This window comes from Streptomyces fuscichromogenes (assembly GCF_014645815.1).
In the GTDB taxonomy this organism is placed as follows: Bacteria; Actinomycetota; Actinomycetes; order Streptomycetales; family Streptomycetaceae; genus Streptomyces; species Streptomyces fuscichromogenes.
In genome coordinates this window covers 340,287-362,051 of sequence record NZ_BMML01000002.1, presented here as the reverse complement: position 1 = coordinate 362,051, position 21,765 = coordinate 340,287, and the positions used below count along the sequence as shown (strand labels likewise).

The 21,765-nt window shown below is 72.0% G+C and carries 20 protein-coding genes; 12 read left to right on the top strand and 8 right to left on the bottom strand.

Annotated elements, in window-relative coordinates; translation table 11 throughout:
* Nucleotides 1-21: 21 nt before the first annotated feature.
* Both IEZ11_RS05430 and IEZ11_RS05425 read right to left on the bottom strand, forming a co-directional pair.
* Complete coding sequence (locus tag IEZ11_RS05430) at nt 22-807, bottom strand: hypothetical protein (protein WP_189261415.1); 786 nt, start codon at nt 805-807, stop codon at nt 22-24.
* Between the two features lie 2 nt (nt 808-809).
* Nucleotides 810-1,337: an RNA polymerase sigma factor gene (locus IEZ11_RS05425; RefSeq protein ID WP_189261738.1), complete on the bottom strand. Its 528-nt coding sequence runs from the start codon at nt 1,335-1,337 to the stop codon at nt 810-812.
* A 343-nt stretch (nt 1,338-1,680) separates the two neighbouring features.
* Here IEZ11_RS05425 and IEZ11_RS05420 point away from each other — a divergent pair, with 343 nt between their 5' ends.
* From IEZ11_RS05420 to IEZ11_RS05410, 3 genes are all read left to right on the top strand, one after another.
* A complete protein-coding gene (locus IEZ11_RS05420) occupies nt 1,681-2,697 on the top strand; it encodes an aspartate-semialdehyde dehydrogenase (RefSeq protein ID WP_189261414.1) in 1,017 nt (338 codons plus the stop codon).
* A gap of 200 nt (nt 2,698-2,897) precedes the next feature.
* Nucleotides 2,898-5,471: an aminopeptidase N gene (gene pepN, locus IEZ11_RS05415; RefSeq protein ID WP_189261413.1), complete on the top strand. Its 2,574-nt coding sequence runs from the start codon at nt 2,898-2,900 to the stop codon at nt 5,469-5,471.
* 203 nt (nt 5,472-5,674) lie between these two features.
* Entirely contained in the window at nt 5,675-6,133 is a 459-nt protein-coding gene (locus tag IEZ11_RS05410; protein ID WP_189261412.1) for a DUF5707 domain-containing protein, read from the top strand.
* Nucleotides 6,134-6,138: 5 nt separating this feature from the next.
* Here IEZ11_RS05410 and IEZ11_RS05405 read toward each other — a convergent pair whose 3' ends face one another.
* Nucleotides 6,139-7,716 carry an FAD-dependent monooxygenase gene (locus IEZ11_RS05405; RefSeq protein ID WP_229712815.1) on the bottom strand — a complete coding sequence of 526 codons (1,578 nt, stop codon included), beginning with the start codon at nt 7,714-7,716 and terminating at the stop codon, nt 6,139-6,141.
* 143 nt (nt 7,717-7,859) lie between these two features.
* On the opposite strand from IEZ11_RS05405, the gene IEZ11_RS05400 reads away from it, so the two are divergent.
* The gene (locus IEZ11_RS05400; RefSeq protein WP_189261411.1) at nt 7,860-8,459 is read left to right on the top strand and encodes a TetR/AcrR family transcriptional regulator; all 600 of its coding nucleotides are present in this window, start codon (nt 7,860-7,862) and stop codon (nt 8,457-8,459) included.
* 81 nt (nt 8,460-8,540) lie between these two features.
* Here IEZ11_RS05400 and IEZ11_RS05395 read toward each other — a convergent pair whose 3' ends face one another.
* The 3 genes from IEZ11_RS05395 to IEZ11_RS05385 all read right to left on the bottom strand — a co-directional run bounded on the left by IEZ11_RS05395 (nt 8,541) and on the right by IEZ11_RS05385 (nt 11,445).
* On the bottom strand, nt 8,541-8,804 hold the full coding sequence (locus IEZ11_RS05395) for a hypothetical protein (RefSeq protein WP_189261410.1): 264 nt from the start codon (nt 8,802-8,804) through the stop codon (nt 8,541-8,543).
* A 310-nt stretch (nt 8,805-9,114) separates the two neighbouring features.
* Nucleotides 9,115-11,235, bottom strand: coding sequence for a 4-alpha-glucanotransferase (gene malQ, locus IEZ11_RS05390; RefSeq protein ID WP_189261409.1), 2,121 nt, complete (start codon nt 11,233-11,235; stop codon nt 9,115-9,117).
* Entirely contained in the window at nt 11,236-11,445 is a 210-nt protein-coding gene (locus IEZ11_RS05385) for a hypothetical protein (RefSeq protein ID WP_189261408.1), read from the bottom strand.
* Between the two features lie 197 nt (nt 11,446-11,642).
* Between IEZ11_RS05385 and IEZ11_RS05380 the strand changes: the two genes are divergently transcribed.
* Genes IEZ11_RS05380 through IEZ11_RS05370 form a run of 3 tightly spaced genes read left to right on the top strand, consistent with a single transcriptional unit; the run spans nt 11,643 to nt 14,241 of the window.
* Nucleotides 11,643-12,176 carry a PadR family transcriptional regulator gene (locus tag IEZ11_RS05380; RefSeq protein ID WP_189261407.1) on the top strand — a complete coding sequence of 178 codons (534 nt, stop codon included), beginning with the start codon at nt 11,643-11,645 and terminating at the stop codon, nt 12,174-12,176.
* Nucleotides 12,173-12,871 (top strand): ABC transporter ATP-binding protein, encoded by a 699-nt coding sequence (locus tag IEZ11_RS05375; protein WP_189261406.1) that lies wholly within the window; start codon nt 12,173-12,175, stop codon nt 12,869-12,871. The genes IEZ11_RS05380 and IEZ11_RS05375 overlap by 4 nt, the downstream gene beginning before the upstream one ends.
* On the top strand, nt 12,868-14,241 hold the full coding sequence (locus IEZ11_RS05370) for an FtsX-like permease family protein (protein WP_189261405.1): 1,374 nt from the start codon (nt 12,868-12,870) through the stop codon (nt 14,239-14,241). Before IEZ11_RS05375 ends, IEZ11_RS05370 begins: the two co-directional genes overlap by 4 nt.
* A gap of 208 nt (nt 14,242-14,449) precedes the next feature.
* On the opposite strand, the gene IEZ11_RS05365 is transcribed toward IEZ11_RS05370, so the two are convergent.
* On the bottom strand, nt 14,450-14,986 hold the full coding sequence (locus IEZ11_RS05365; protein ID WP_089107458.1) for an HNH endonuclease: 537 nt from the start codon (nt 14,984-14,986) through the stop codon (nt 14,450-14,452).
* A gap of 368 nt (nt 14,987-15,354) precedes the next feature.
* On the opposite strand from IEZ11_RS05365, the gene IEZ11_RS05360 reads away from it, so the two are divergent.
* The gene (locus tag IEZ11_RS05360; RefSeq protein ID WP_189261404.1) at nt 15,355-16,458 is read left to right on the top strand and encodes a mechanosensitive ion channel family protein; all 1,104 of its coding nucleotides are present in this window, start codon (nt 15,355-15,357) and stop codon (nt 16,456-16,458) included.
* A gap of 133 nt (nt 16,459-16,591) precedes the next feature.
* Nucleotides 16,592-17,212, top strand: coding sequence for a Uma2 family endonuclease (locus IEZ11_RS05355; RefSeq protein ID WP_189261403.1), 621 nt, complete (start codon nt 16,592-16,594; stop codon nt 17,210-17,212).
* A 12-nt stretch (nt 17,213-17,224) separates the two neighbouring features.
* Here the strand turns inward: IEZ11_RS05355 and IEZ11_RS05350 are convergent, their stop codons facing one another.
* A complete protein-coding gene (locus IEZ11_RS05350) occupies nt 17,225-17,761 on the bottom strand; it encodes a hypothetical protein (RefSeq protein ID WP_189261402.1) in 537 nt (178 codons plus the stop codon).
* A 250-nt stretch (nt 17,762-18,011) separates the two neighbouring features.
* On the opposite strand from IEZ11_RS05350, the gene IEZ11_RS05345 reads away from it, so the two are divergent.
* The 3 genes from IEZ11_RS05345 (at nt 18,012) to IEZ11_RS05335 (ending at nt 21,765) form a co-directional block, all read left to right on the top strand.
* Complete coding sequence (locus IEZ11_RS05345) at nt 18,012-18,857, top strand: hypothetical protein (protein ID WP_189261401.1); 846 nt, start codon at nt 18,012-18,014, stop codon at nt 18,855-18,857.
* A 276-nt stretch (nt 18,858-19,133) separates the two neighbouring features.
* On the top strand, nt 19,134-20,345 hold the full coding sequence (locus IEZ11_RS05340; protein ID WP_189261400.1) for an ROK family transcriptional regulator: 1,212 nt from the start codon (nt 19,134-19,136) through the stop codon (nt 20,343-20,345).
* Between the two features lie 76 nt (nt 20,346-20,421).
* Nucleotides 20,422-21,765 carry an ABC transporter substrate-binding protein gene (locus tag IEZ11_RS05335; protein WP_189261399.1) on the top strand — a complete coding sequence of 448 codons (1,344 nt, stop codon included), beginning with the start codon at nt 20,422-20,424 and terminating at the stop codon, nt 21,763-21,765.

Sequence of the window (21,765 nt, the reverse complement as noted above, 5' to 3'; positions counted from 1 at the left end):
GGGGCGCCCGCCCCTTCGCCGTCACTTCCGGCAGGTCAGGGTGCGCGACTCGGGCAGGTCACGGACGATCCAGGACCGCTCCGGCGCGATCTCCGGCTCCCCGACCGCGTACCGGTCGGGCACCTGCTGCCCGCGTGTGATGCCGACCAGCAGACGGGCGCCCTCCCGGATCCGGGTGTCCGTGTCGGCCTCGAAGAGGAACTCGACCTCCCCGGCGGTCTTCGCCGGCTTGTAGGCGCGGGTCACCCGCAGGGTGACGCGTTCCTCTCCGGAGCCCGGCAGCTGCCGCACCCCGGTCACCGTGCCCTCGACGACGAGACGGGCGCAGGCGAGGTAGCCAGGGCCTGCGGTCTGCTCCGCGCCGCCCTGGCCCGCCGTGCCCGACGCGCTGCCGGCGGCCTTGTCGGAACTCGCGCCGTTCGACATGGCGCTCGAACCACCGTTCGCCGCGAGCCAGCCGATGCCGAACACGGCCCCGGCGAACGCGGCCGCGAGGGCGCCGGCCAGGCCGAGGGCGCGGACGCCGGGGTACTGCCAGGGGCGGCGGCGCGCGGCCGGACGGGGACGGGGGGCCTGACGGGAGCGGGGGGCCGCGGGCGGCGGCCCGGCGAGGGCGTCGCCGATGATCCCGAGCTGCTCGCGCAGAAGTGCCAGGTCGGTGGCGGCGGCACGGTGTTCGGCCAGGAAGGCGGGGTCGGCGCGCTGCTCGTCGGTGAGCGGCTCGTCCATGAGGACGGCGAAGAGGGCGTCGGTCTCCTCCTCGTCCAGGCCGTCGTACCGCTCGCGGTCGTCGTGTTCGGCGGTCATGCTCACACCACCTCGTCCTCGTGCAGGCGGGCGCGCAGGGCCCGTACCGCCGTGTGCAGCCGGCTCTTGACGGTGCCCTCGGGGATGCCCAGTTCCTCGGCTATCCCGCGGACCGGCAGGTCGGCGTAGAAGCGCAGCACGAGTATCTGACGCTGGGCGTCCGGCAGTTCGTCCAGGCCGCGGGCGACGGCGACGGAGAGCAGCTTGCTGTCCTCCGCGGCGGTCGGGTCGGGCGGGCGGAGGGAGGCGAGCCGTTCGCCGAGGCGTTCCTGGCGGCGCTTGGCACGGTGCCAGTCCATGGCGAGGTGGGAGGCGACGACCGCCGCCCACGCCGACACGTCCCGCGGCGCCTCCTGGCCGCCGGCTGCCCGCTCCAGCAACCGCAGACGTACCTGCTGTACCCCGTCCGGCAGGTCCGCCTGCGGTACGCCGCCCAGCGCGAGCACCGCCCGCACCCGGCGCTCCTGGTCCGCGTCCAGAGGATCACCGTGCTGGTCCCCCTGGGCGCGGCGGGCCTTTCTGCGCAGCACAACCCACCCCCTCACCGCGTTTCTCCTACGACGCCGCAGCCCCCGGGAACGTTCGGCCGGATTCCCGGAAATCTTTTCCGAGGCGTCCAGGGGAAACGTCCGAGGCGTCCGGGAGAGGCTTCCGAGGCGTACGTCACACCTGCGCGCGGCACAGCACAGCTTGCGGCACGACGGCCAAGTGGAGGTAATTTCTGCAGCTCAGCGCGGGTGCGGGCGGGAGTTCCACGGGGCGGCTGGTCCAGTCGGTGGGCATGGCGCGCAAAGAATTGGACAGGTGGGCCCGGGTCGGCCGCATGATGGAAAGGCCGCAGACACAAGGTCAACGCACCCAGAGGGAGTCGCCGTGAGGGTCGGAATCGTCGGAGCCACCGGTCAGGTCGGCACGGTCATGCGCGGGATCCTCGCGGAGCGGAACTTCCCGGTCGACGAGCTGCGCCTGTTCGCCTCGGCGCGCTCGGCCGGGACCGTGCTCGACGGGGTGACGGTGGAGGACGCGGCGACCGCCGACTACACCGGCCTGGACATCGTGCTGTTCTCGGCGGGCGGGGCCACCTCGAAGGCGCTCGCGGAGAAGGTCGCCTCCCAGGGTGCCGTCGTGATCGACAACTCCTCCGCCTGGCGCAAGGACCCCGAGGTCCCGCTGGTCGTCTCCGAGGTGAACCCGCACGCGATCGCCGACCGCCCGAAGGGCATCATCGCCAACCCGAACTGCACCACGATGGCCGCGATGCCGGTCCTGAAGGTGCTGGACGCGGAGGCGGACCTCGAGGCGCTGGTCGCCACCACCTACCAGGCGGTGTCCGGCTCCGGTCTGGCGGGCGTCGCTGAGCTGCACGGGCAGGTGCAGAAGGTCGCCGCCGACGCGGACAAGCTGACGCACGACGGCCGCGCGGTCGAGTTCCCCGAGCCGCAGGTCTACAAGCGGCCCATCGCCTTCAACGTGCTGCCCTTCGCCGGCAACCTCGTCGAGGACGGTCTGAACGAGACCGACGAGGAGCAGAAGCTGCGCCATGAGTCCCGCAAGATCCTGGAGCTCCCCGGGCTGAAGGTCTCCGGCACCTGTGTCCGCGTCCCGGTGTTCTCCGGTCACTCGCTCCAGATCAACGCGCGGTTCGCCCGGCCGATCAGCCCCGAGCGGGCGACCGAGCTGCTGTCCGACGCGCCCGGCGTCGAACTGTCCGACATCCCGACCCCGCTGCAGGCGGCCGGGCAGGACCCGTCGTACGTCGGGCGGATCCGGCGGGACGAGACGGTGGAGAACGGGCTCGCGCTGTTCGTCTCCAACGACAACCTCCGCAAGGGGGCTGCGCTGAACGCCGTGCAGATCGCGGAGCTTGTCGCGGAAGAGCTGTCGCGGTAAGGGCCGAGCGCCCACGGGGGTGCCGCGGCTGCCGTCGTGCGGCTGCGGCGCCGTCGTGGCCGGTCGCGCAGTTCCCCGCGCCCCCTGACGGGGCGCCCTCATGGCCCGGCCTGCTCAATCCATGGGGTTTTCCCTCGTCGCCCCCCGCCCGGATGCCGTGGAAGGATGGCGCAACCCACACATAACGAGGAGATGACCGCGTGCCTGGCACAAACCTGACTCGCGAAGAGGCGCAGCAGCGGGCGAAGCTGCTCACCGTTGACTCGTACGAGATCGATCTCGACCTCTCCGGCGCGCAGGAGGGCGGTACCTACCGGTCCGTGACCACGGTGCGCTTCGACGTCGCCGGATCCGGCGCCGCTTCCTTCATCGACCTGGTGGCCCCGGCGGTCCACGAGGTCACCCTCAACGGCGACCCGCTCGACCCGGCCGAGGTCTTCGCGGACTCCCGGATCGCGCTGCCCGGCCTGCTGGAGGGCCGCAACGTCCTCCGGGTGGCCGCCGACTGCGCGTACACCAACACGGGCGAGGGTCTGCACCGGTTCGTCGACCCGGTCGACGCACAGGCGTACCTGTACACCCAGTTCGAGGTGCCGGACGCCCGCCGGGTCTTCGCCTCCTTCGAGCAGCCGGACCTGAAGGCGACCTTCCAGTTCACGGTCAAGGCGCCCACCGGCTGGACCGTGATCTCCAACTCGCCGACGCCCGAGCCCAAGGACGACATCTGGGTCTTCGAGCCGACGCCGCGTATCTCGTCGTACATCACCGCCCTGGTCGTCGGCCCGTACCACTCGGTGCACAGCGTGTACGAGAAGGACGGGCAGAGCGTGCCGCTGGGCATCTACTGCCGTCCCTCGCTCGCCGAGTTCCTGGACTCGGACGCGATCTTCGAGGTGACCCGGCAGGGCTTCGACTGGTTCCAGGAGAAGTTCGACTACGACTACCCGTTCAAGAAGTACGACCAGCTGTTCGTGCCGGAGTTCAACGCGGGCGCGATGGAGAACGCGGGCGCGGTGACCATCCGCGACCAGTACGTCTTCCGGTCCAAGGTGACCGACGCGGCGTACGAGACACGGGCCGAGACCATCCTGCACGAGCTGGCCCACATGTGGTTCGGCGACCTGGTCACCATGGAGTGGTGGAACGACCTGTGGCTGAACGAGTCGTTCGCCACGTACACCTCCATCGCCTGCCAGGCGTACGCCCCCGGCTCGCGCTGGCCGCACTCGTGGACAACGTTCGCCAACTCCATGAAGACCTGGGCGTACCGGCAGGACCAGCTGCCCTCCACGCACCCGATCATGGCCGAGATCCGCGACCTGGACGACGTGCTCGTCAACTTCGACGGCATCACGTACGCCAAGGGCGCGAGCGTGCTGAAGCAGCTCGTCGCGTACGTCGGGATGGACGAGTTCTTCACGGGCGTGCAGGCGTACTTCAAGCGGCACGCGTTCGGCAACACGCGCCTGTCCGACCTGCTGGGCGCCCTGGAGGAGACCTCCGGACGCGACCTGAGCACCTGGTCGAAGAAGTGGCTGCAGACGGCCGGGATCAACATCCTGCGTCCCGAGGTGGAGACGGACGCCGACGGTGTCGTCACCTCCTTCGCGATCCGGCAGGAGGCCCCGGCGCTGCCGGCCGGCGCCAAGGGCGAGCCGACGCTGCGTCCGCACCGGATCGCGATCGGCCTGTACGACCTCGACGAGGCGACCGGCAAGCTGGTGCGCACCGACCGGATCGAGCTGGACGTGGACGGCGAGCTGACGGCCGTACCCCAGCTGACCGGCCGCCCCCGCCCGGCGGTGTTCCTGCTCAACGACGACGACCTGTCGTACGCCAAGGTCCGCCTGGACGAGCAGTCGCTGCACTTCGTCACCGAGCACCTCGGCGACTTCGAGTCCTCCCTCCCCCGCGCGCTGTGCTGGGCGTCCGCCTGGGACATGACCCGCGACGCCGAGCTCCCGACCCGCGCGTACCTCTCCCTCGTGCTGTCCGGCATCGGCAAGGAGTCGGACATCGGTGTCGTCCAGTCCCTGCACCGCCAGGTGAAGCTGGCCATCGAGCTGTACGCCGACCCGACCTCCCGCGAGGCCCTGCTCACCCGCTGGACCGACGCCACGCTGGCCCACCTGCGGGCCGCCGCACCGGCCGGTGACCACCAGCTGGCCTGGGCGCGGGCGTTCGCGGCGACCGCGCGCACCCCCGAGCAGCTGGACCTCCTGGACAGCCTGCTGGAGGGCACCCACACCATCGAGGGTCTGGCCGTGGACACCGAGCTGCGCTGGGCGTTCGTGGAGCGGCTGGCGGCGGTCGGCCGCTTCGACGAGACGGAGATCGCCGGCGAGTACGAGCGGGACCGGACCGCCGCCGGTGAGCGGCACGCGGCCACCGCCCGCGCGGCCCGCCCGACCGAGGAGGCCAAGGCGGAGGCATGGGCGTCGGTCGTCGAGTCCGACAAGCTGCCGAACGCCGTGCAGGAGGCGGTGATCGGCGGCTTCGTCCAGACCGACCAGCGTGAGCTGCTGGCGCCGTACACCGACAGGTACTTCGAGGTCCTGAAGTCGGTCTGGGACTCCCGCTCGCACGAGATGGCCCAGCAGATCGCGATCGGCCTCTACCCGTCCCTCCAGGTCTCCCAGGAGACCCTCGCCAGGACGGACGCCTGGCTGGCCGCGGCGCAGCCGAACGCGGCCCTGGCCCGGCTCGTCTCGGAGTCCCGCGCGGGCGTCGAGCGCGCCCTGAGGGCCCAGGCGGCGGACGCGGCCGCCCAGTAGGCGGTACCGCTCGGCGGGGCGTCCGGCGGGGTCTCCGCCGGGCGCCCCGCTCTGTGCACGAAGTACCCATCACCCAGGACGAGTTGAGTATCCGTGCTCACGCCCGGGACTGCCGCGCGTTGCGAGTATCGGGGCAACGGCGCGGCAGCGAGCGCCGGGTCCATCCGGCTGACACAGCCTGAGCCAGTTACGGAGAACTCGCCATGTCCCGTCGTATCGCCCTGTCCGTGGTCGCCGGTGTCGTCGTGCTCGGAGGTGCCGGGGCCTTCGCCCTCGCCTACGCCGGCGACCAGGACCCGGCGCCCGCCCTGGCGCACAGCACCGTCCGCTACAGCGCCCCCGAGGCCGGTCACCAGGGCTCGTTCTCCTTCACCACCGAGGTCGGCGCGCCCTCCGGCGTCAAGAGCCTGAAGGTACTGGCCTGGCCGGAGAAGTCCGAGTTCGCCAAGAAGCATCTGACCGCCGAGGAGATGGCCGAGGTGGAGTCGGCGACCTGCACGCCTGCCGGCGGCCACACCGTCCGGTGCGTGTACAAGGACGCGGTGTCCGCCGCGGACGTCGCGTCCTCCCCGCACGGCGCCTGGCACGTCGCCGTGCTCGCCACGGCGAAGGACGGGCACACCACCTTCGACACCAGGGCCGCGGACTTCACCATCGGCTGAGCCGGTCACCCGACATGGGCGGCCAGGGCCTTCTCGACGTCCGACGCCCGCGCCTCGTCGCCCGCCCAGGCCACGTACCCGTCGGGGCGCACCAGGACGGTCGTACGACGGCCGCTCCTCCAGTGCGCCACGGCCAGCCGGTCGCCGTACCGCGCACTCACGTCGTGGGGGGTCGGAGCGGGGTCCCGGGCAGGATCCCGGGCGGGGTCCGGGGTGACCAGGACGAACCGGCCGCCGCGCAGGGCCTCGTACAGGCGGCCGCCGCCGGCCGGGGCACCGGGCCCGCCGCCGGACGCGGTGCCGGACGCACCGCCGGACGCGGTGCCGGACGCGGTGCCCCTCGCCGCATCGGTCAGGGCGAGGTCGGGGACGCGGGTGCCGGTGAGGCGGTGGGCGCCCCGCGGTGCGGGGTAGCGGTAGCCGATGCCGGTGACCTGGCCGACGATCCTGCGGCGGACCGGGCCGGCATGGCCCAGCGCACGGATCAGTCCGGCGCGCACCGCCAGCATGGGGCCCTTGGCCATCGCGAGGCGGACGATGGCGCCGCTGCTGCGCAGGACGGACCTGCCGACCGGGTGGCGTTCGCTCTGGTAGGTGTCGAGCAGGCCCGGGGCCGCGTGGCCGTGCAGCACGGCGGCGAGCTTCCAGCCCAGGTTGGCCGCGTCCTGCAGTCCGGTGTTCATGCCCTGGCCGCCGGCCGGGGTGTGCACGTGCGCCGCGTCCCCGGCCAGGAAGACCCGGCCGACCCGGTAGCTGGGCACCTGCCGCTCGTCGCTGTGGAAGCGGGACATCCAGCGGGCGTCGTGCATCCCGTAGTCCTTGCCCAGGGCCAGCCGGGTGATCTCCCTGACCTCGTCGAGGCCGACCGGCTCGTGGTCGGGGACGTCATGGCCGCGGTTCCAGCAGATGACGCGGTAGTAGCCGTCTCCGAAGGGCGCCAGGAACGCGAACGCGTCGCCGACCGCGGCGGCCGTCAGCAGCGTCGGGGGCTTCTCGGTGAGCAGCACGTCGGCGAGGACGACGGAGCGGATCGCCGACCGCCCCGGGAACGGCAGCCCGACCGCCTCCCGGACGGCGCTGCGCATGCCGTCGGTGCCGACCACGTACGCGGCACGCAGGTCTTCGGCGCCCCCGGCGGCCCCCGCGCCCCTGACGTGCACGGTGACCCCGGCCGTGTCCTGGGTCAGGCCGGTCACCTCGCACTCGTTGCGGAAGTCGACGCCCGCCTCGGCCGCCCGGCGCTCCAGCACCTTCTCGACCTCGTACTGCGGGAGGACCAGCAGGTGCCGGAAACGGGACGGCAGGGCGCCGAGGTCGAGGGTGAGGCCGTCGAAGAGGTTGAGCCGGGCGAGGGGCTCGCCGACGGCTTCGAGTGCGTCGGCGAGGCCGCGGGCGTCGAGCTGCTCCAGGGCTCGGGCGTGCAGGACGAAGGCGCGGGAGAGGTTGCTGATCTTGTGGGGGCGCTTTTCGAGGAGGGTGACCGGGACACCGGCGGCGGCGAGGTCACCGGCCAGGAGCAGGCCGGTGGGGCCGGAGCCGACGACGATCACCCGGGAGGTTCCGGGGGCGGTCATGCCGTTCATGGAGGCCTCCTGGGATGCCTACGCGTGATTGCCGACGAACGTGGGCCAACAAGTGTTGACCAACACCTGTTGGCAACAGTAGAGCGGGCCGAATCCGCAGTCAACACTTGTTGGCCCACACTTGTTGGCCTACGCTCGTTGGCATGACCGGCACCTCCAGTAGAAGCACAGACGCCGCGCACGGCCCGGCGGCACGCCGCTCCGACGCCAGCCGCTCCGCCATCCTGGCCGCCGCCCGCGAGCGCTTCGCCGCCGACGGCTACGAGCGCGCCACCATCCGCGCCATCGCCGGGGACGCCCGCATCGACCCCTCGATGGTCATGCGCTACTTCGGCAGCAAGGACGGCCTCTTCGCGGCCGCCGTCGCGCTCGACCTGCGGATGCCCGACGTCTCCCAGGTACCGCGCACCGAGGTGGGGCAGGCGCTGGTGGGCCACTTCCTGGACATCTGGGAGGCGAACGAGGAGCTCACCGCGGTGCTGCGGGTCGCCGTCACCAACCAGGCGGGGACCGAGCGCCTGCAGAGCATCTTCCGGGAGCAGGTGGTGCCGGTGGCCCGGCTGGTGTGCCCGGACCCCGAGCAGGTGGCGGCGCGGGCGGGGCTGTGCGCCGCGCAGCTGCTGGGGCTCGCGCTGACCCGCTACGTGGTGCGGCTGCCGCCGGTCGTGGCGCTGGCCCGCGAGGAGATCCTGGCGTGGCTCGGGCCGACCGTGCAGCGGTATCTGACCGCGCCGAGCCCCTGAGGGAACGCGCCGAGGGCGCCGGTCAGCTCCCGTACGTACGGGAGGCGACCGGCGCCCTCGGTGGAGAGACGGAAACGGGTGTCAGGCCTTCGCCTTGGCCTTCGCGCCCGGCTTGGTGACCCGGATCTTGGACTTGTCCAGCACCATCACCAGGCCCGCGATGACCGCGAACAGCACGAGCGGGGTCAGGACGTAGAGGCCCAGCGTCTGGACGACGCTCAGGCCCTTGCCGGGGTCGTCACCGTCGTCACGCGTGAGCGCGAGGGCGGGCGACGACATGAGCAGCATCATCAGCGTCGTACCGGCAGCCAGGGCGCCGGCGCGCAGGGCGTTCTTCTTGTCCACGAAGCCAAAGTTAGCGGGCCGACTTGGGGGGCGCGCGTCCGGGGGGTACCTGTAAGGGGCACCGCGGGGTGCGGCGCCCGCCCTGGGGGCTGCCGCCCCCGCACCCCCGCATCGGCCTGAACGGCCTCGTCCTCAAACGCCGGACGGGCTGAGGGGGGCGCGGACCGGCACTCGCCCTCGAACCCCGGACGGACCGAAGAGGACACGGACCAGCACTCGCCCTCACACCCCGCACGGGCCGAAGGGAGTGCGGGTCGGTGCTCGTGCTCGGATGTCGGGCGGGCTGAGGGCGGGTGCGGGAGGTATGTCCTCACGCTGTGGACGGGTTGTCCGTGTGCAGGGTCCGGAACAGGGCTCGTACCCGGTCCGAGGCCGTGAGCTCCTCCAGAGTGATCGGGCGGCCCTTCGTGTCGGCGACGGGGAGGCGCCAGTTCGGGTACTGGTCCCAGGTGCCGGGGAGGTTCTGGGGGCGCCGGTCGCCCACGGTGTCCGGGAGCCAGACGCCGATCATGCGGGCCGGGGTGCGGAGCAGGAAGCGGTGCACGGCCCGGATCTCGGCCTCCTCGTCGCCGGTGTCGGCGGCGGCGAGCAGGCCCAGGCGGGTCAGCAGGGCCAGCCACTCCGCGGTGTCGGCCGCGGCTTCGGCCCGTTCCGTCGCCAGCGGGCGGGTGAGCAGGCCTAGGCGGTCGCGGAGTTCGACGTGTTCGCCGGTGAGACGGGCCGCGGTGGGCGGCAGGTCGTGGGTGGTCGCGGTGGCGAGGCAGGCGGCGCGCCACCGCTCCGGGGGCAGCGGGCGGCCGTCGCCCGTCCAGTCCCGTTCGAACCAGAGGACGGACGTCCCGAGCACCCCGTGCCGCTCCAGCGTCTCGCGCACCCCCGGTTCCACCGTGCCCAGGTCCTCCCCGATCACCACCGAGCCGGCCCGGGTCGCCTCCAGGGCCAGCAGCGCCAGCATCGCCTCGGCGTCGTAGCGGACGTACGTGCCCTCGGTGGGCGGGCCGCCCTGCGGCACCCACCAGAGCCGGAACAGGCCCATCACATGGTCGATGCGCAGGGCGCCGGCATACCGGAAGAGCGCGCGCACCAGCTCACGGAACGGGGCGTGGCCGGAGGCGGCGAGGCGGTCCGGGCGCCAGGGCGGCAGGCCCCAGTCCTGGCCACGCGCGTTGAAGGCGTCGGGCGGGGCGCCCACGGACATCCCCGCGGCGAAGTGATCCTGCTGTGCCCAGGCGTCGGCGCCGTCGGGGTGCACCCCGACGGCGAGGTCGTGCACGATCCCGATGGGCATGCCGGCCTCGCGGGCGGCGCGCTGGGCCGCGGTGAGCTGGGTGACGGTGAGCCAGGCGAGACGGGAGTGGAAGCCGACCCGGCCGGCCAGTTCGGCGCGGGCCCGTGCGGTCTCCGGCGAGCGGGGGTCGCGCAGCGCCCGCGGCCACCGGTGCCAGTCGGAGCCGTGCCGCTCGGCGAGCGCGTACCAGGTGGCGTGGTCCTCCAGGGCCCGGCCCTCGGCGGCGCGGAAGGCGTCGTAGGCGGCCTGTCGGCCGGGGGTGAGCGGGGCGGCGGCCGCCGTCTCCAGCGCCTCCCGCTTCAGCTCCCACACCGCGTCGCGGTCGATGAGGGCGCCCTGGTCGAGGACGGCGGAGCGCAGGGCTGCGGCACGTTCGGTGACCGCACCGGCACCGGATCCGGCGGCGGTGGCGGTGCCTGCCGTGCCGAGGGTCGTGGCGGCGGTCGCGGTGGTGGCCCCGGTGTGCTCGGTGTACTCGGGGACGGCCTCCGGGCGCAGGTGGACCGGGTCGGGGAAGCGGCGGGAGGACGGGCGGTAGGGGGACGGGTCGGTGGGCGCTCCGGGTACGGCCGCGTGCAACGGGTTGACCTGCACGAATCCGGCGCCCGCGGTGCGTCCGGCCCAGTCGGCCAGCTCGGCGAGGTCGCCGAGGTCGCCCATGCCCCAGGAGCGGCGGGAGAGCAGCGAGTAGAGCTGGACGAGGATGCCGTACGAGCGGGTGGCGGGGGTGGGCAGCCGGTCGGGGGCGACGATCAGGTGGGCGCGGGCGGTACGGCCGTCGGGGGCGGCGGCGGTCAGCAGATGCACCCCGAGCGGCAGGTCCCGTACGTCGTCCCGGGTCTCCCCGTCCTCCGTGCGCACCTCCAGGCGGGTGCCCGCGGGCAGGCCGAGGGCGATCTCGCCGGTGCCCGCCCAGTGGACGACGGTCGGCGGCAGCAGCCGTTCGGCGAGCTCCCGCTCCCGGTCGGCGAGGGCGGCGCGGACGGCTTCCGGGCCGCTCGCGTCGACTCCCAGGGCGCCCAGCGCGGCGGTCACGGCGCCGGCGGAGGCGGCGACCGTACGGTCCGGGGCGGGGCGGTAGGACGTGGCGACGCCGTGCAGCTCCGCGAGCCGGCACAGCCCCGGGTCCAGGGCTTCGTTCATCTACAACCCCGGCTCGCTGGTCAGCGGGGCCGCGTCGGCGAGCGGCGGTTCGCTGGTGAGGGGCTCGGCGTCGGGCAGCGGAGGCTCGCTGGTCAGCGGCGCCTGTGCCTGGGCGCCCTCGGCGCCGGACACGCGCAGGTGGGGCTCCTCCGCGGTCTCCACCACGGGTTTGCACTGGGCCGGGATCGGATGACGAACCGTTGCGGCCACGGTGGCCTCCTAGTCATGTCGTCGGGTGCGGGGGCGTATGCCGGGTCAGAGCAGGCCTACCCCGTCGCTGCGGGGGCACTCCCCCGCGGACGGCGATCAGCCCTGCGACGCGATGGACTCCGCCCCGGGCCTTCGGTCGGTTTTCCGGGGAAGGTCACTATTCACTCAGTACATGTATCTGGTGCATACTGGCTCCCATGAGTACCCGGCACATCCTTCTGGGGCTGCTGGAGGCGGGGCCGAGCCATGGCTACGACCTCAAGAGGCGCCACGACGAACGCTTTCCGCAGGCCCGTCCGCTGGCCTACGGGCAGGTGTACACGACCCTGCAACGCCTGGTCCGGGACGGACTCGCCGAGGTCGAGGGGACCGACGCCGACGGGGGGCCGGAGCGGACGCTGTACCGGTCGACGGACGGCGGGGCACGTGAACTGACCCGCTGGGCCGGGGAGATCGCGCCGCCCGCGCCTTTCGTGGCGAACGAGATCTTCGCGAAGGTCGTCGTCTCGATCCTGGCCGGTGGCGATCCGGCCGCCTATCTGCGCACCCAGCGCGCCGCTCACATGGAGCGGATGCGGGAGCTCACGGCCGTGAAGACGGTCCCGGGCGCCGATCTGGCGACCGTGCTCTCGGCGGACTACGCCCTCAACCACCTCGATGCCGACCTCCGCTGGATGAACACCACGGCGGCCCGGCTGACCACTCTGACCGCGGAGGTCGACGCAGCATGAGCAACCAGGGGGACTCCTCGGTCCCGCTTCTGGCGGGCCGGGACCTCGTCAAGGCGCATGGCAGGACGGAGGCACTGCGCGGCGCCTCCGTCGAGTTGCGCGTGGGCGAGATCCTCGCCGTGACGGGAGCCAGCGGCAGTGGCAAGTCCACGCTGCTGCACTGTCTGGCCGGGATCGTACGACCGGACGCGGGGGCGGTGACCTACGACGGGTCGCGGCTCGACCAGCTGCCGGAGAGGCGGCTGAGCGAGCTGCGGCGCTCCGACTTCGGCGTGGTCTTCCAGTTCGGGCAGCTGATCCCCGAACTGACCGCCCTCGACAACGTGGCGCTGCCGCTGATGCTGGCCGGAGCGGCCCGCGCCGAGGCCCGGGTGCGGGCCGGCGCGTGGCTGGAGCGGTTCGGGGTGCGCGGACAGGAGGGGCTGCGGCCGGGCGAGATGAGCGGCGGCCAGGCGCAGCGTGCCGCCCTGGCCCGGGCGCTGGCGACCGGCCCGAAGGTGGTCTTCGCGGACGAGCCGACGGGGGCGCTGGACTCGCTGGCGAGCGAGCAGGTGATGACGTCGCTGGTGCACACGGCCCGTGAGTCGGGCACGGCCGTGCTGCTGATCACGCATGACGCCCAGGTCGCGGCGTACGCGGACCGCGAGGTGCGGCTCAGCGACGGGACCGTGGCGCCGGCGGGGGTGGCGGCGTGAGGACGGAGCTGCGCCTGGCGTTGCTGCTCACGCGGGGGTCGGACCGGCGGGAGTGGTGGCGGGTTCTGCTGACGGCGATCGGGGCGGCGCTGGCGACCGGTATCGGGCAGGTGATCGCGGTCCTCGTCCCGATGGACTCGCAGTACAGCATGTCGGTCGGTGCCGGGCTGCTCGACCAGCCCGGCACCCGCAACGGAGTGATCACCGCGCTGATGCTGCTGTTCGTCCCGGTGCTCGGGTTCCTCGGGCAGTGCGCGCGGGTCGGCGCGGTGCACCGCGACCGGCGGCTGGCCGCGCTACGGCTGGCGGGGGCCACGCCCGCGCAGGTGCGGCGGATCGCGGCGCTGGAGTCGGGGCCGGCCTGCCTGGCCGGTTCGGCCGCGGCCACCGTGTGCTCGGTGCCGGTCCTGCTGCGCCTGTGGCACCGTCCCGACCCCCTGGCCTGGGTCGACATCACTGTGGTGGCCGTGCTGGTGCCAGTGCTGGGCGCGGCCGTGAGCGCCCTGGCGCTGCGCCGGGTGGCGGCCTCGCCGCTGGGCCGGATCCGACGGGTGCGGCCGGCCAGGGGTCCGGGGCGGGCGTTCCAGGTGGCGACGGGGCTGCTGGCCGTACTGGCGGTGCTGGTCGCGGTGGCCGCGTTCACCGGTGATCCGTTCGCGTTCCCCCTGGTCGGGTTCGCCCTCGGGCCGGTCACGGCCTTCGCGGTGTGTCTGCTGGTCGGCGCCTCGGCGGTGTGGCTGGCGGGCTGGTCGTCCCGGCGGCTGGGCTCGGCGCTCGCCGCCCGCACCGGGAGTCCGGCGGTGCTGATCGCGGCGGAACGACTGCGCGACGACCCGTGGGCGGCGGCCCGCACGCACGCGGCCGTGCTGCTGGTGACCGTCGTGGGCACGGGATTCATGGGGGTGCGGGAGGTACTGCTCGCCGTTCTGCACGCCATGGACGGGGCGGACAACCTCGGCAGGGACCGCACGTACTACACGACGGGTCTGGACCTCACGGCTGCCGCGATCCTCGTCGCCCTGGCGATCGTCCTGTCCGCTCTCGCCGTCGGCACCGCCGAGTCGCTGGCCACCCGGCGCCGGGACCTGGCCGCGCAGGCCGCCGCCGGAGTGCCTCGCGGTGTGCTGGGCCGGGCGCTGCTCCTGGAGACCGCGCTGCCGCTGGCCCCGGCGGTCCTGGTGGCGGGCACCGGCGGCATGGCGATCGGCGCCTGGTACGCCTGCACCGCCACGAGGTACACCGTGCCGGGCGTGCCGTACCCGGCCCTGCTGGTTCCGCTCGCGGTCTACGGCGCCTGTCTGCTGGCGGCGGCCACCGCCCTTCCGCTGTTGCACCGCTCGGTGCAACCGGCGGAGCTGCGCTACGCATGACCGCCGACGGATGTCCGGCCTCCGGGGCGCGCGGAAGCGCGGTGACGGTGCGGGCGTGGCCGGTGCGCCCGGGGGCGCGACCGGGCGCCCGGGCCGTGGCGCCGGGGGCGTTCGCGGTGGGCGGTGCGCTGTTCGTCGTACGGGGTGCGCGTGCCGAAGGGCCCCGTGGCTGAACGGACAGCCACGGGGTATGCGAAGGCCCGGATCGTCAGGCGGAGATGCCGTCGATCCGGGCCAGGGCGTCGTCCGCGCCGTACGGCTGCAAGTACGGCAGCCAGCGCGGGTCCCTATGGCCGGTCCCGATGATGCGCCAGGCGAGGCCGGTGGGCGGGGCTGGTTTGTGCCGCAGTCGCCAGCCGATCTCGAAGAGATGCCGGTCGGCCTTGACGTGGTTGCAGCGACGGCAGGACGCCACCACGTTGTCCCAGACGTGCTGACCCCCGCGACTGCGCGGGATGACGTGGTCGACGCTGGTTGCGACGCCACCGCAGTACATGCACCGGCCCCCGTCACGCGCGAAGAGCGCCCGGCGGGTGAGAGGAACGGGCCCCCGGTAGGGAACCCGCACGAATCGCTTGAGCCGGACCACGCTGGGTGCGGAGACTGTGACGGTTGCGCTGTGCATATAGGCGCCGGATTCCTCCAAGGCGACTGCCTTGTTCTCCAGGACGAGGACGAGCGCGCGGCGGAGCGGTACGACGCCGAGCGGCTCGTACGACGCGTTGAGGACCAGGACATGCGGCACGGGTGCCTCCTTGGGCGTCGGCGGCGCGTGGCTCGCGCCGGGACGATCTGTGGCCAGTCTCCCCTCCTGGCTGGTGGACGCGCCACCATCTCCCGGTAACGGGCTGGGAGTGTTTTCGACCACACCGCATTCATCCCCCGGTCGCACCCCTTTTCAAGCGGGCCTGTTCGCGGGCGGGCCCGTTCCGGCGGGAGTAAGGAGCGGGCGTGAGGACGGTCTCTCCTTCCCGTATCGGCCGGGCCCACACACAATGCCCCGTTAGTGTGGTGTTCCTGTCCGTCCGGTGACCTTTCCGTGACCTGGAACGCCGTATCTGACCTTGAACGCCGTACCGGAGGGCAGTAACGCACCGCCTGGAGGTACCCGTCGTGTCCTTGCCCGCCGTCCTACTGGCCGCCGGTTCGTCGCCGTCGCCGACCCCCTCGGAGTCGTCGACAACGACCGTCCCCACGCTCCAGGACGCCCAGGAGAGCGCCGCCAACACGGCCAGCTGGGTCGAGCAGAACTGGTCGACCTGGCTGGCGATAGGCCTGAAGGTGCTGCTGGTCGTGGTGATCGCGGTGGTGCTCAGAAACGTCGTGCTGCGGGCGATCACCAAGTTCATCGAACGGATGAACCGGACGGCCGAGTCGGCGGAGGGCACCACCCTCGGCGGGCTGCTGGTCAACGCCGAGCGGCGGCGGCAGCGCTCGCAGGCGATCGGGTCGGTGCTGCGGTCGGTGGCGAGCTTCCTGATCCTCGGCACGGCCGCGCTGATGGTGCTGAGCAGCTTCCAGATCGACCTGGCCCCGCTGCTGGCCTCCGCCGGTGTCGCCGGTGTCGCGATCGGTTTCGGCGCCCGGAACCTGGTCACGGACTTCCTGTCCGGCGTGTTCATGATCCTGGAGGACCAGTACGGCGTCGGCGACTCGATCGACGCGGGGGTGGCCTCCGGCGAGGTGGTCGAGGTCGGCCTGCGGGTGACCAAGCTGCGCGGCGCCGACGGTGAGATCTGGTACGTCCGCAACGGCGAGATCAAGCGCATCGGCAACCTCTCGCAGGGCTGGGCCACGGCCGGCGTGGACGTCACCCTGCCGCCCAGCGAGGACCTGGACCAGGTGCGGGCCGTGCTGGACGAGGTCGCGGAGAAGATGTCCAAGGAGGAGCCCTGGAACGAGCTGCTGTGGAGCCCGGTCCAGATCCTCGGCCTGGACTCGGTCCTCATGGACTCGATGGTCGTGCGGCTCTCCGCCAGGACCATGCCGGGCAAGGCGCTGACCGTGGAGCGCGAGCTGCGCTGGCGGATCAAGCGGGCGTTCGACGCGGCGGACATCCGGATCGTCGGCGGTGCGCCGGCGGGCCTCTCCGAGGAGGAACCGGCGGACCCGACGACCGCCGTGGCCGCCCCGTCGGTGTTCTCCGACTCGGACTCGCCGCAGGTGGCGGCGACGGCGCCGATAGCCGCGCAGCGGTCGTCGGCCCCCGGGAAGTAGCGGAACGGTTCAGGACACTCGTTCGAGTGAACGGTGGGGCATTCCGACGTCTTGCGACGTCCGGGGTGCCCCATCGTTCTGCCGGGGCACCCATGGCGGGCTTAGCCTGGCGTCAGCGTGAGGAGAACCAGGGATGAGCGCCGAACCGATCATGGAGAAGATCATGACGGAGCAGGACCCCATCGATCTGCTGATCGCGATCGAGGAGGCGTCGGTAGCGCCGATTCGACCCGAGTACATCGAGGGGATGGCCATCGTGCCGCCGACACCGAACGACAACCACAACGACGGCGCCTTCAAACTGGCCGTCCAGTTCTTCAACGCCGGCTTCGAGCTGGCGGGGATGGGCAACGGCTATCGAGCCGCACACAAGGACGGCAAGACCATGGCGCTGTTCATCCCGGACTTCTACGTCCGCCGCCGAAAGGCGACCGAACTCGACGAGTCATACCGCAAAGCACATAAAGGCTGGTATCCGGCCGACATGATCACCCTGGTCGGAGAGGTCACCTCGACCAACCACGAAACCGACACCGGCCCCAAGTTCCGCGCCTACGCCGCCGCCGGCGTCCCGATCTACGTCCTCATCGACCGCCACACGAAGACCGCCCACTGCTACACCGACCCCGTCCTCCCCGGCGACGACCCCACCGAGGCCTACTTCAAGACCGACGAGAAGGTGAGCCTCGGCGATCCGCTCCCGCTCCCGGCCCCCTACCCCACCCTGGACACAGCCGCCTTCCTCGGCGACTGAGCGCCCTCCGGCTCAGCGCCCTTCGAGCGTGCGCACTATCTGGCAGAGCGCGAGGAACACGGCGCCCTGGAAGAGGGGGGTGTCGGTCCCGAGGCGTTTGCCCGCGTGGACCTCGACGCGGGTCTCCCCCGAGGTCTCGTCGTAGGTGACCGACCCGTCGGCGTACGTCCTGCCCCGGAACGGGCGCCAGGAGAAGTCGACCGGGTTGCCGCCGCGGACCCCGGACGCCCGCCGGGCCGCGCCCAGTTCGGCACGGACGAGGGGCAGCGGGACACCGGTGAGGATGTGCGTCTGGGTACGGTCGAGGGCGTTCTCGGAGACCGGGATGTCCAGCCCGCGCGCCGCGCGCACCAGCGAGCGGGTCCGCCAGGCCGCCCACAGCGGGGAGAGCGCCGCCGAGGCCAGCGGGATGCCGGTCGTGTCACGCAGGGTCGACCAGGAGAGGCCGTCCTGGACGAAGGAGATGACGCACAACGTCACCGTCATCGGCACGGCGCCGGTGAAGGTCTTCAGCGACAGCCGCAGGAACAGCCGCCTCCGGTGGGCCATACGACTCCCCCGTCCCTCTGGTCGATGCCCGGATCTCATGGCAGGAAACTGTGCGGAGGACCGCCTTGACCAGCGCGGACGAAGATCGTGACGCAGCCGTGATCACAAACCGGCCGTCGGCCGGATTCAGATGGTCTTCACAGGTCCCCCGCATTCTCCGCGCCTCGATGATGATCTATGGTCGCCGCATCACGGGTCCTTGTTCTGGAGCGCGACGTCGCCCGGGGGCCCGTCTCGAATGTGGGGACAGATGACAAAGCTCGCCATAGGCACCGCCCTGTCCGGTGCCCTGGCCCTGGCCGGCCTCGCGGCGCCCGCCGCCTCCGCGGCCACTCCGAACCTGGTCTTCTCCGACGTGACCGTGAACAAGGGCAAGGCGATCGTCGTCGGCACCACCAGGACGGTGAACGTGCCGGTGACGTACACCCTGACCCGGCCCGCGGACCTGGTCATCGACAACAAGAAGACGTTCGCCGCGGTGATGCTCTACCGCGGCACGCTGAAGTCGCTCGCCAACGAGCTCGACCCCGAGGTCATGCCCGTCTGCACGGCGACCGCCACCACGGACACCACGGTCACCGAGAGCTGCACCGAGACCATCCCGGTCGACCCGGACGAGTACCTGTACGAGGCCGCGGACGCCACCACCTGGAAGGCCGGGGGCCTGTACGCCCACCTCGACGCCACCGTCTCGGACGACTTCCTCAGCTCCGAGTACGACGCGGCCATCTGGGGCAACCTGACCACGGCCAAGGTGCAGCGCGCGGCCAGGCTGACCGTCGACGCGGCCCCGGAACCGGCGGTCATGGGCAAGACGATCACCGTCAAGGGCAAGCTGACCCGGGCGAACTGGGACACCGGCAAGTACGCGGGGTACAAGGGGCAGAAGGTCGTCCTCCAGTTCCGCGCCGAGGGCACCGGCACGTACAAGAACGTCAAGGGCATCACCTCCGGCACCGGCGGCGCCCTGTCCACCACCGTGAAGGCCTCGAAGCGCGGCTACTACCGCTTCGTCTTCGCCGGTACGACGACCACCGCCGCGGCGAAGGCCACGGGCGACCACGTCGAGGTGGACCCGCCGGCCATGAAGCTCTGACCGACCTCCAGACGCACGAAGGGCCCGTCCGGATCTTCCGGGCGGGCCCTTCGCATGCCCTTTCGCGCCGCCCTTCACATGTCCATGTCCAGGTAACGAGTGCGTTGCCGCGCCTGCGGGCTATTGACGCACTTCTTCCGGCGGCCTACTTTTTCCAGCCAACAGGAAACTTTCCTAACAGTGATCAAGGAGAGCGGTCCGGCCGGTTCCCCCGGCTGGACCGATCGCCCAGGTCACTGGGAAACTGAGCGGCTGGAAAGGCAGGTGTCGAACCCCATGGCAGGAACCGCCGGTACGCCGGGCACCCCGCGTGTGCTGCGCGCCATGAACGACCGCGCCGCACTGGACCTGCTGCTGCAGCACGGCCCGCTCTCGCGCACCCGGATCGGCAAGCTCACCGGCCTCTCCAAGCCGACCGCCTCCCAGCTGCTGGCCCGTCTGGAAGCGGCCGGGCTGGTCCTGGCGACCGGCACCAGCGAGGGCCGCCCGGGTCCCAACGCCCAGCTGTACTCGGTGAATCCGGCTGCCGCCCACGCTGCCGGGCTCGACGTCAACCCCGCCCGGATCCGGGCCGCCGTCGCCGACGTCACCGGCCGCACGGTCGGCGAGTACGAGCTGCCGACCCCGGGCAGGCGCTCCGCGCAGTCCGTCGTACGGCAGGTCACCGACGCCCTGGACGGCGCGGTGAAGGCGGCCGGGCTGGCCCGCGACGACCTCCACCGGGTCGTCGTCGGCACCCCCGGCGCCTTCGACCCGGGCACCGGCCGGCTGCGCTACGCCTCGCACCTGCCCGGCTGGCACTCCCCCGCGCTGCTCGACGACCTCGCCGCCGCGCTGCCGATGCCCGTCGAGTACGAGAACGACGTCAACCTCGTCGCCATCGCCGAACAGCGGCTCGGCGCGGCCCGCGGCCACGGCGACTTCGTACTGCTGTGGAACGAGGAGGGCCTCGGCGCCGCCCTGGTCCTCGGCGGGCGGCTGCACCGCGGCTGGACCGGCGGCGCCGGCGAGGTCGGCTTCCTGCCGGTGCCGGGCACCCCGCTGGTGCGCCAGGTGACCAAGGCCAACAGCGGCGGTTACCAGGAACTCGCCGGTTCGCAGGCCCTTCCCCGGCTCGCCCGTGAACTCGGCATCGAGGACCTGCCCACCGGCTCGCACTCCGAGGTCGCCGCCGCACTCGTCACCCGCGCCATCGATCACGGCACCGGGCCGCACCACGAACTCCTCCGGACCTACGCGACCCGGCTCGCCACCGGTCTCGCCTCCCTCGTCTCCGTCCTCGACCCCGAACTCGTCGTCCTCAGCGGCACCGTCCTGACCGCCGGCGGCGAGGTCCTGCGCGCCCTGGTCCAGGCCGAGCTGGAGGAGCTGGCGGCCGCCCGGCCGCGGCTCGTCGTCGGCGACGTCCAGGAACACCCCGTGCTGCGCGGCGCGCTGGAGAGCGCGCTCGCGACCACCCGCGACGAGGTCTTCGACACCTCGCGCTGAGCCCCTGCCCCCTCTCCACCTCAGCTTCCCGCACAGTCGTTCCCTTCCCACACCGCCCGCCCCGGGAGACCTCGCCATGCCCATACCCTCCGCTGCCCGAAAGACGGCTTTTGCCCTGACCGCGGCCGCCAGTTCACTGGCCCTGCTCACCGCCTGTACCGGCCAGTCCTCCTCCGGCGCCTCCGACGACGCCTCCGCGAACACCACCATCAACTTCTGGCACGCCTGGAGCGCCCCGAACGAGGTGAAGGCGGTCAACGCGCTGATCGCCGGCTTCGAGAAGGCGCACCCCAACATCCACGTCAACGTCGTCAGCAACATGACCGACGACAAGATCAACCAGGCGCTGCGCAGCGGCGGCGACAAGGCCCCGGACGTCATCTCGTCGTTCACCACCAACAACGTGGGCAAGTTCTGCTCCTCGGGCGCGCTGGTCGACCTGAACCCGTTCTTCAAGAAGTCCGGCATCGACCCGGAGACGACGTTCCCGAAGGCGATGAACGAGTACACCCAGTACGACGGCAACCGCTGCACGGCGCCGCTGCTCGGTGACGCGTACGGCCTCTACTACAACAAGACGGCGTTCAAGAAGGCCGGCATCACCAGCCCGCCGAAGACCTGGACCGAATTCCAGGCGGACGCCAAGAAGCTGACGATCAACCAGGGCGACAGCTACAAGCAGCTCGGTTTCATGCCGGACTACCACGGCTGGGAGACCACGACCGAGCACTACGCGGCGCAGTTCTCGCCGACGTACTTCACGGCCGACGGCAAGTCGAACGTCGCCAAGGACCCCGCCTTCACCGAGGCGTTCACGCTCCAGAAAGACCTCGTCGACGAACTCGGCGGATTCCAGAAGCTGGAGAAGTACCGGGCGACGCTGGGCGACGAGTGGGGCGACAAGCACCCCTTCCAGACCGGTCAGGTCGCCATGCAGCTGGACGGCGAGTGGCGGCTCGGCATGGCCGTGGACGCCAAGACGAAGTTCGACATCGGCGTCGCCCCGCTGCCCGTGCCCGACGACCAGGTCGCGCAGTACGGCAAGGGCTACATCACCGGCACCATCGCCGGCATCGCCGCCAACAGCAAAAAGCAGAACGCGGCCTGGGAGTTCGTCAAGTACATCACCACGGACACCGACGCGGTGGTGAACTTCTCCAACGCCATCCACAACGTGCCGTCCACGCTGGCCGCCCTGAAGTCGCCGAAGCTGACGTACGACCCGCGCTTCAAGACCTTCCTGGACATCGCCGCGAACCCGAACTCGACGACCTCCCCCGCCTCCATCAACGGCGGTGTGTACCTGGCGACGATCCAGAACTTCGGATACGACTACGAGAGCGGCAAGGTCAAGGACCTCAAGTCCGGTCTGGCGGCCACGGCCAAGCAGATCGACACGGACATCGCGCAGGCGAAGTAG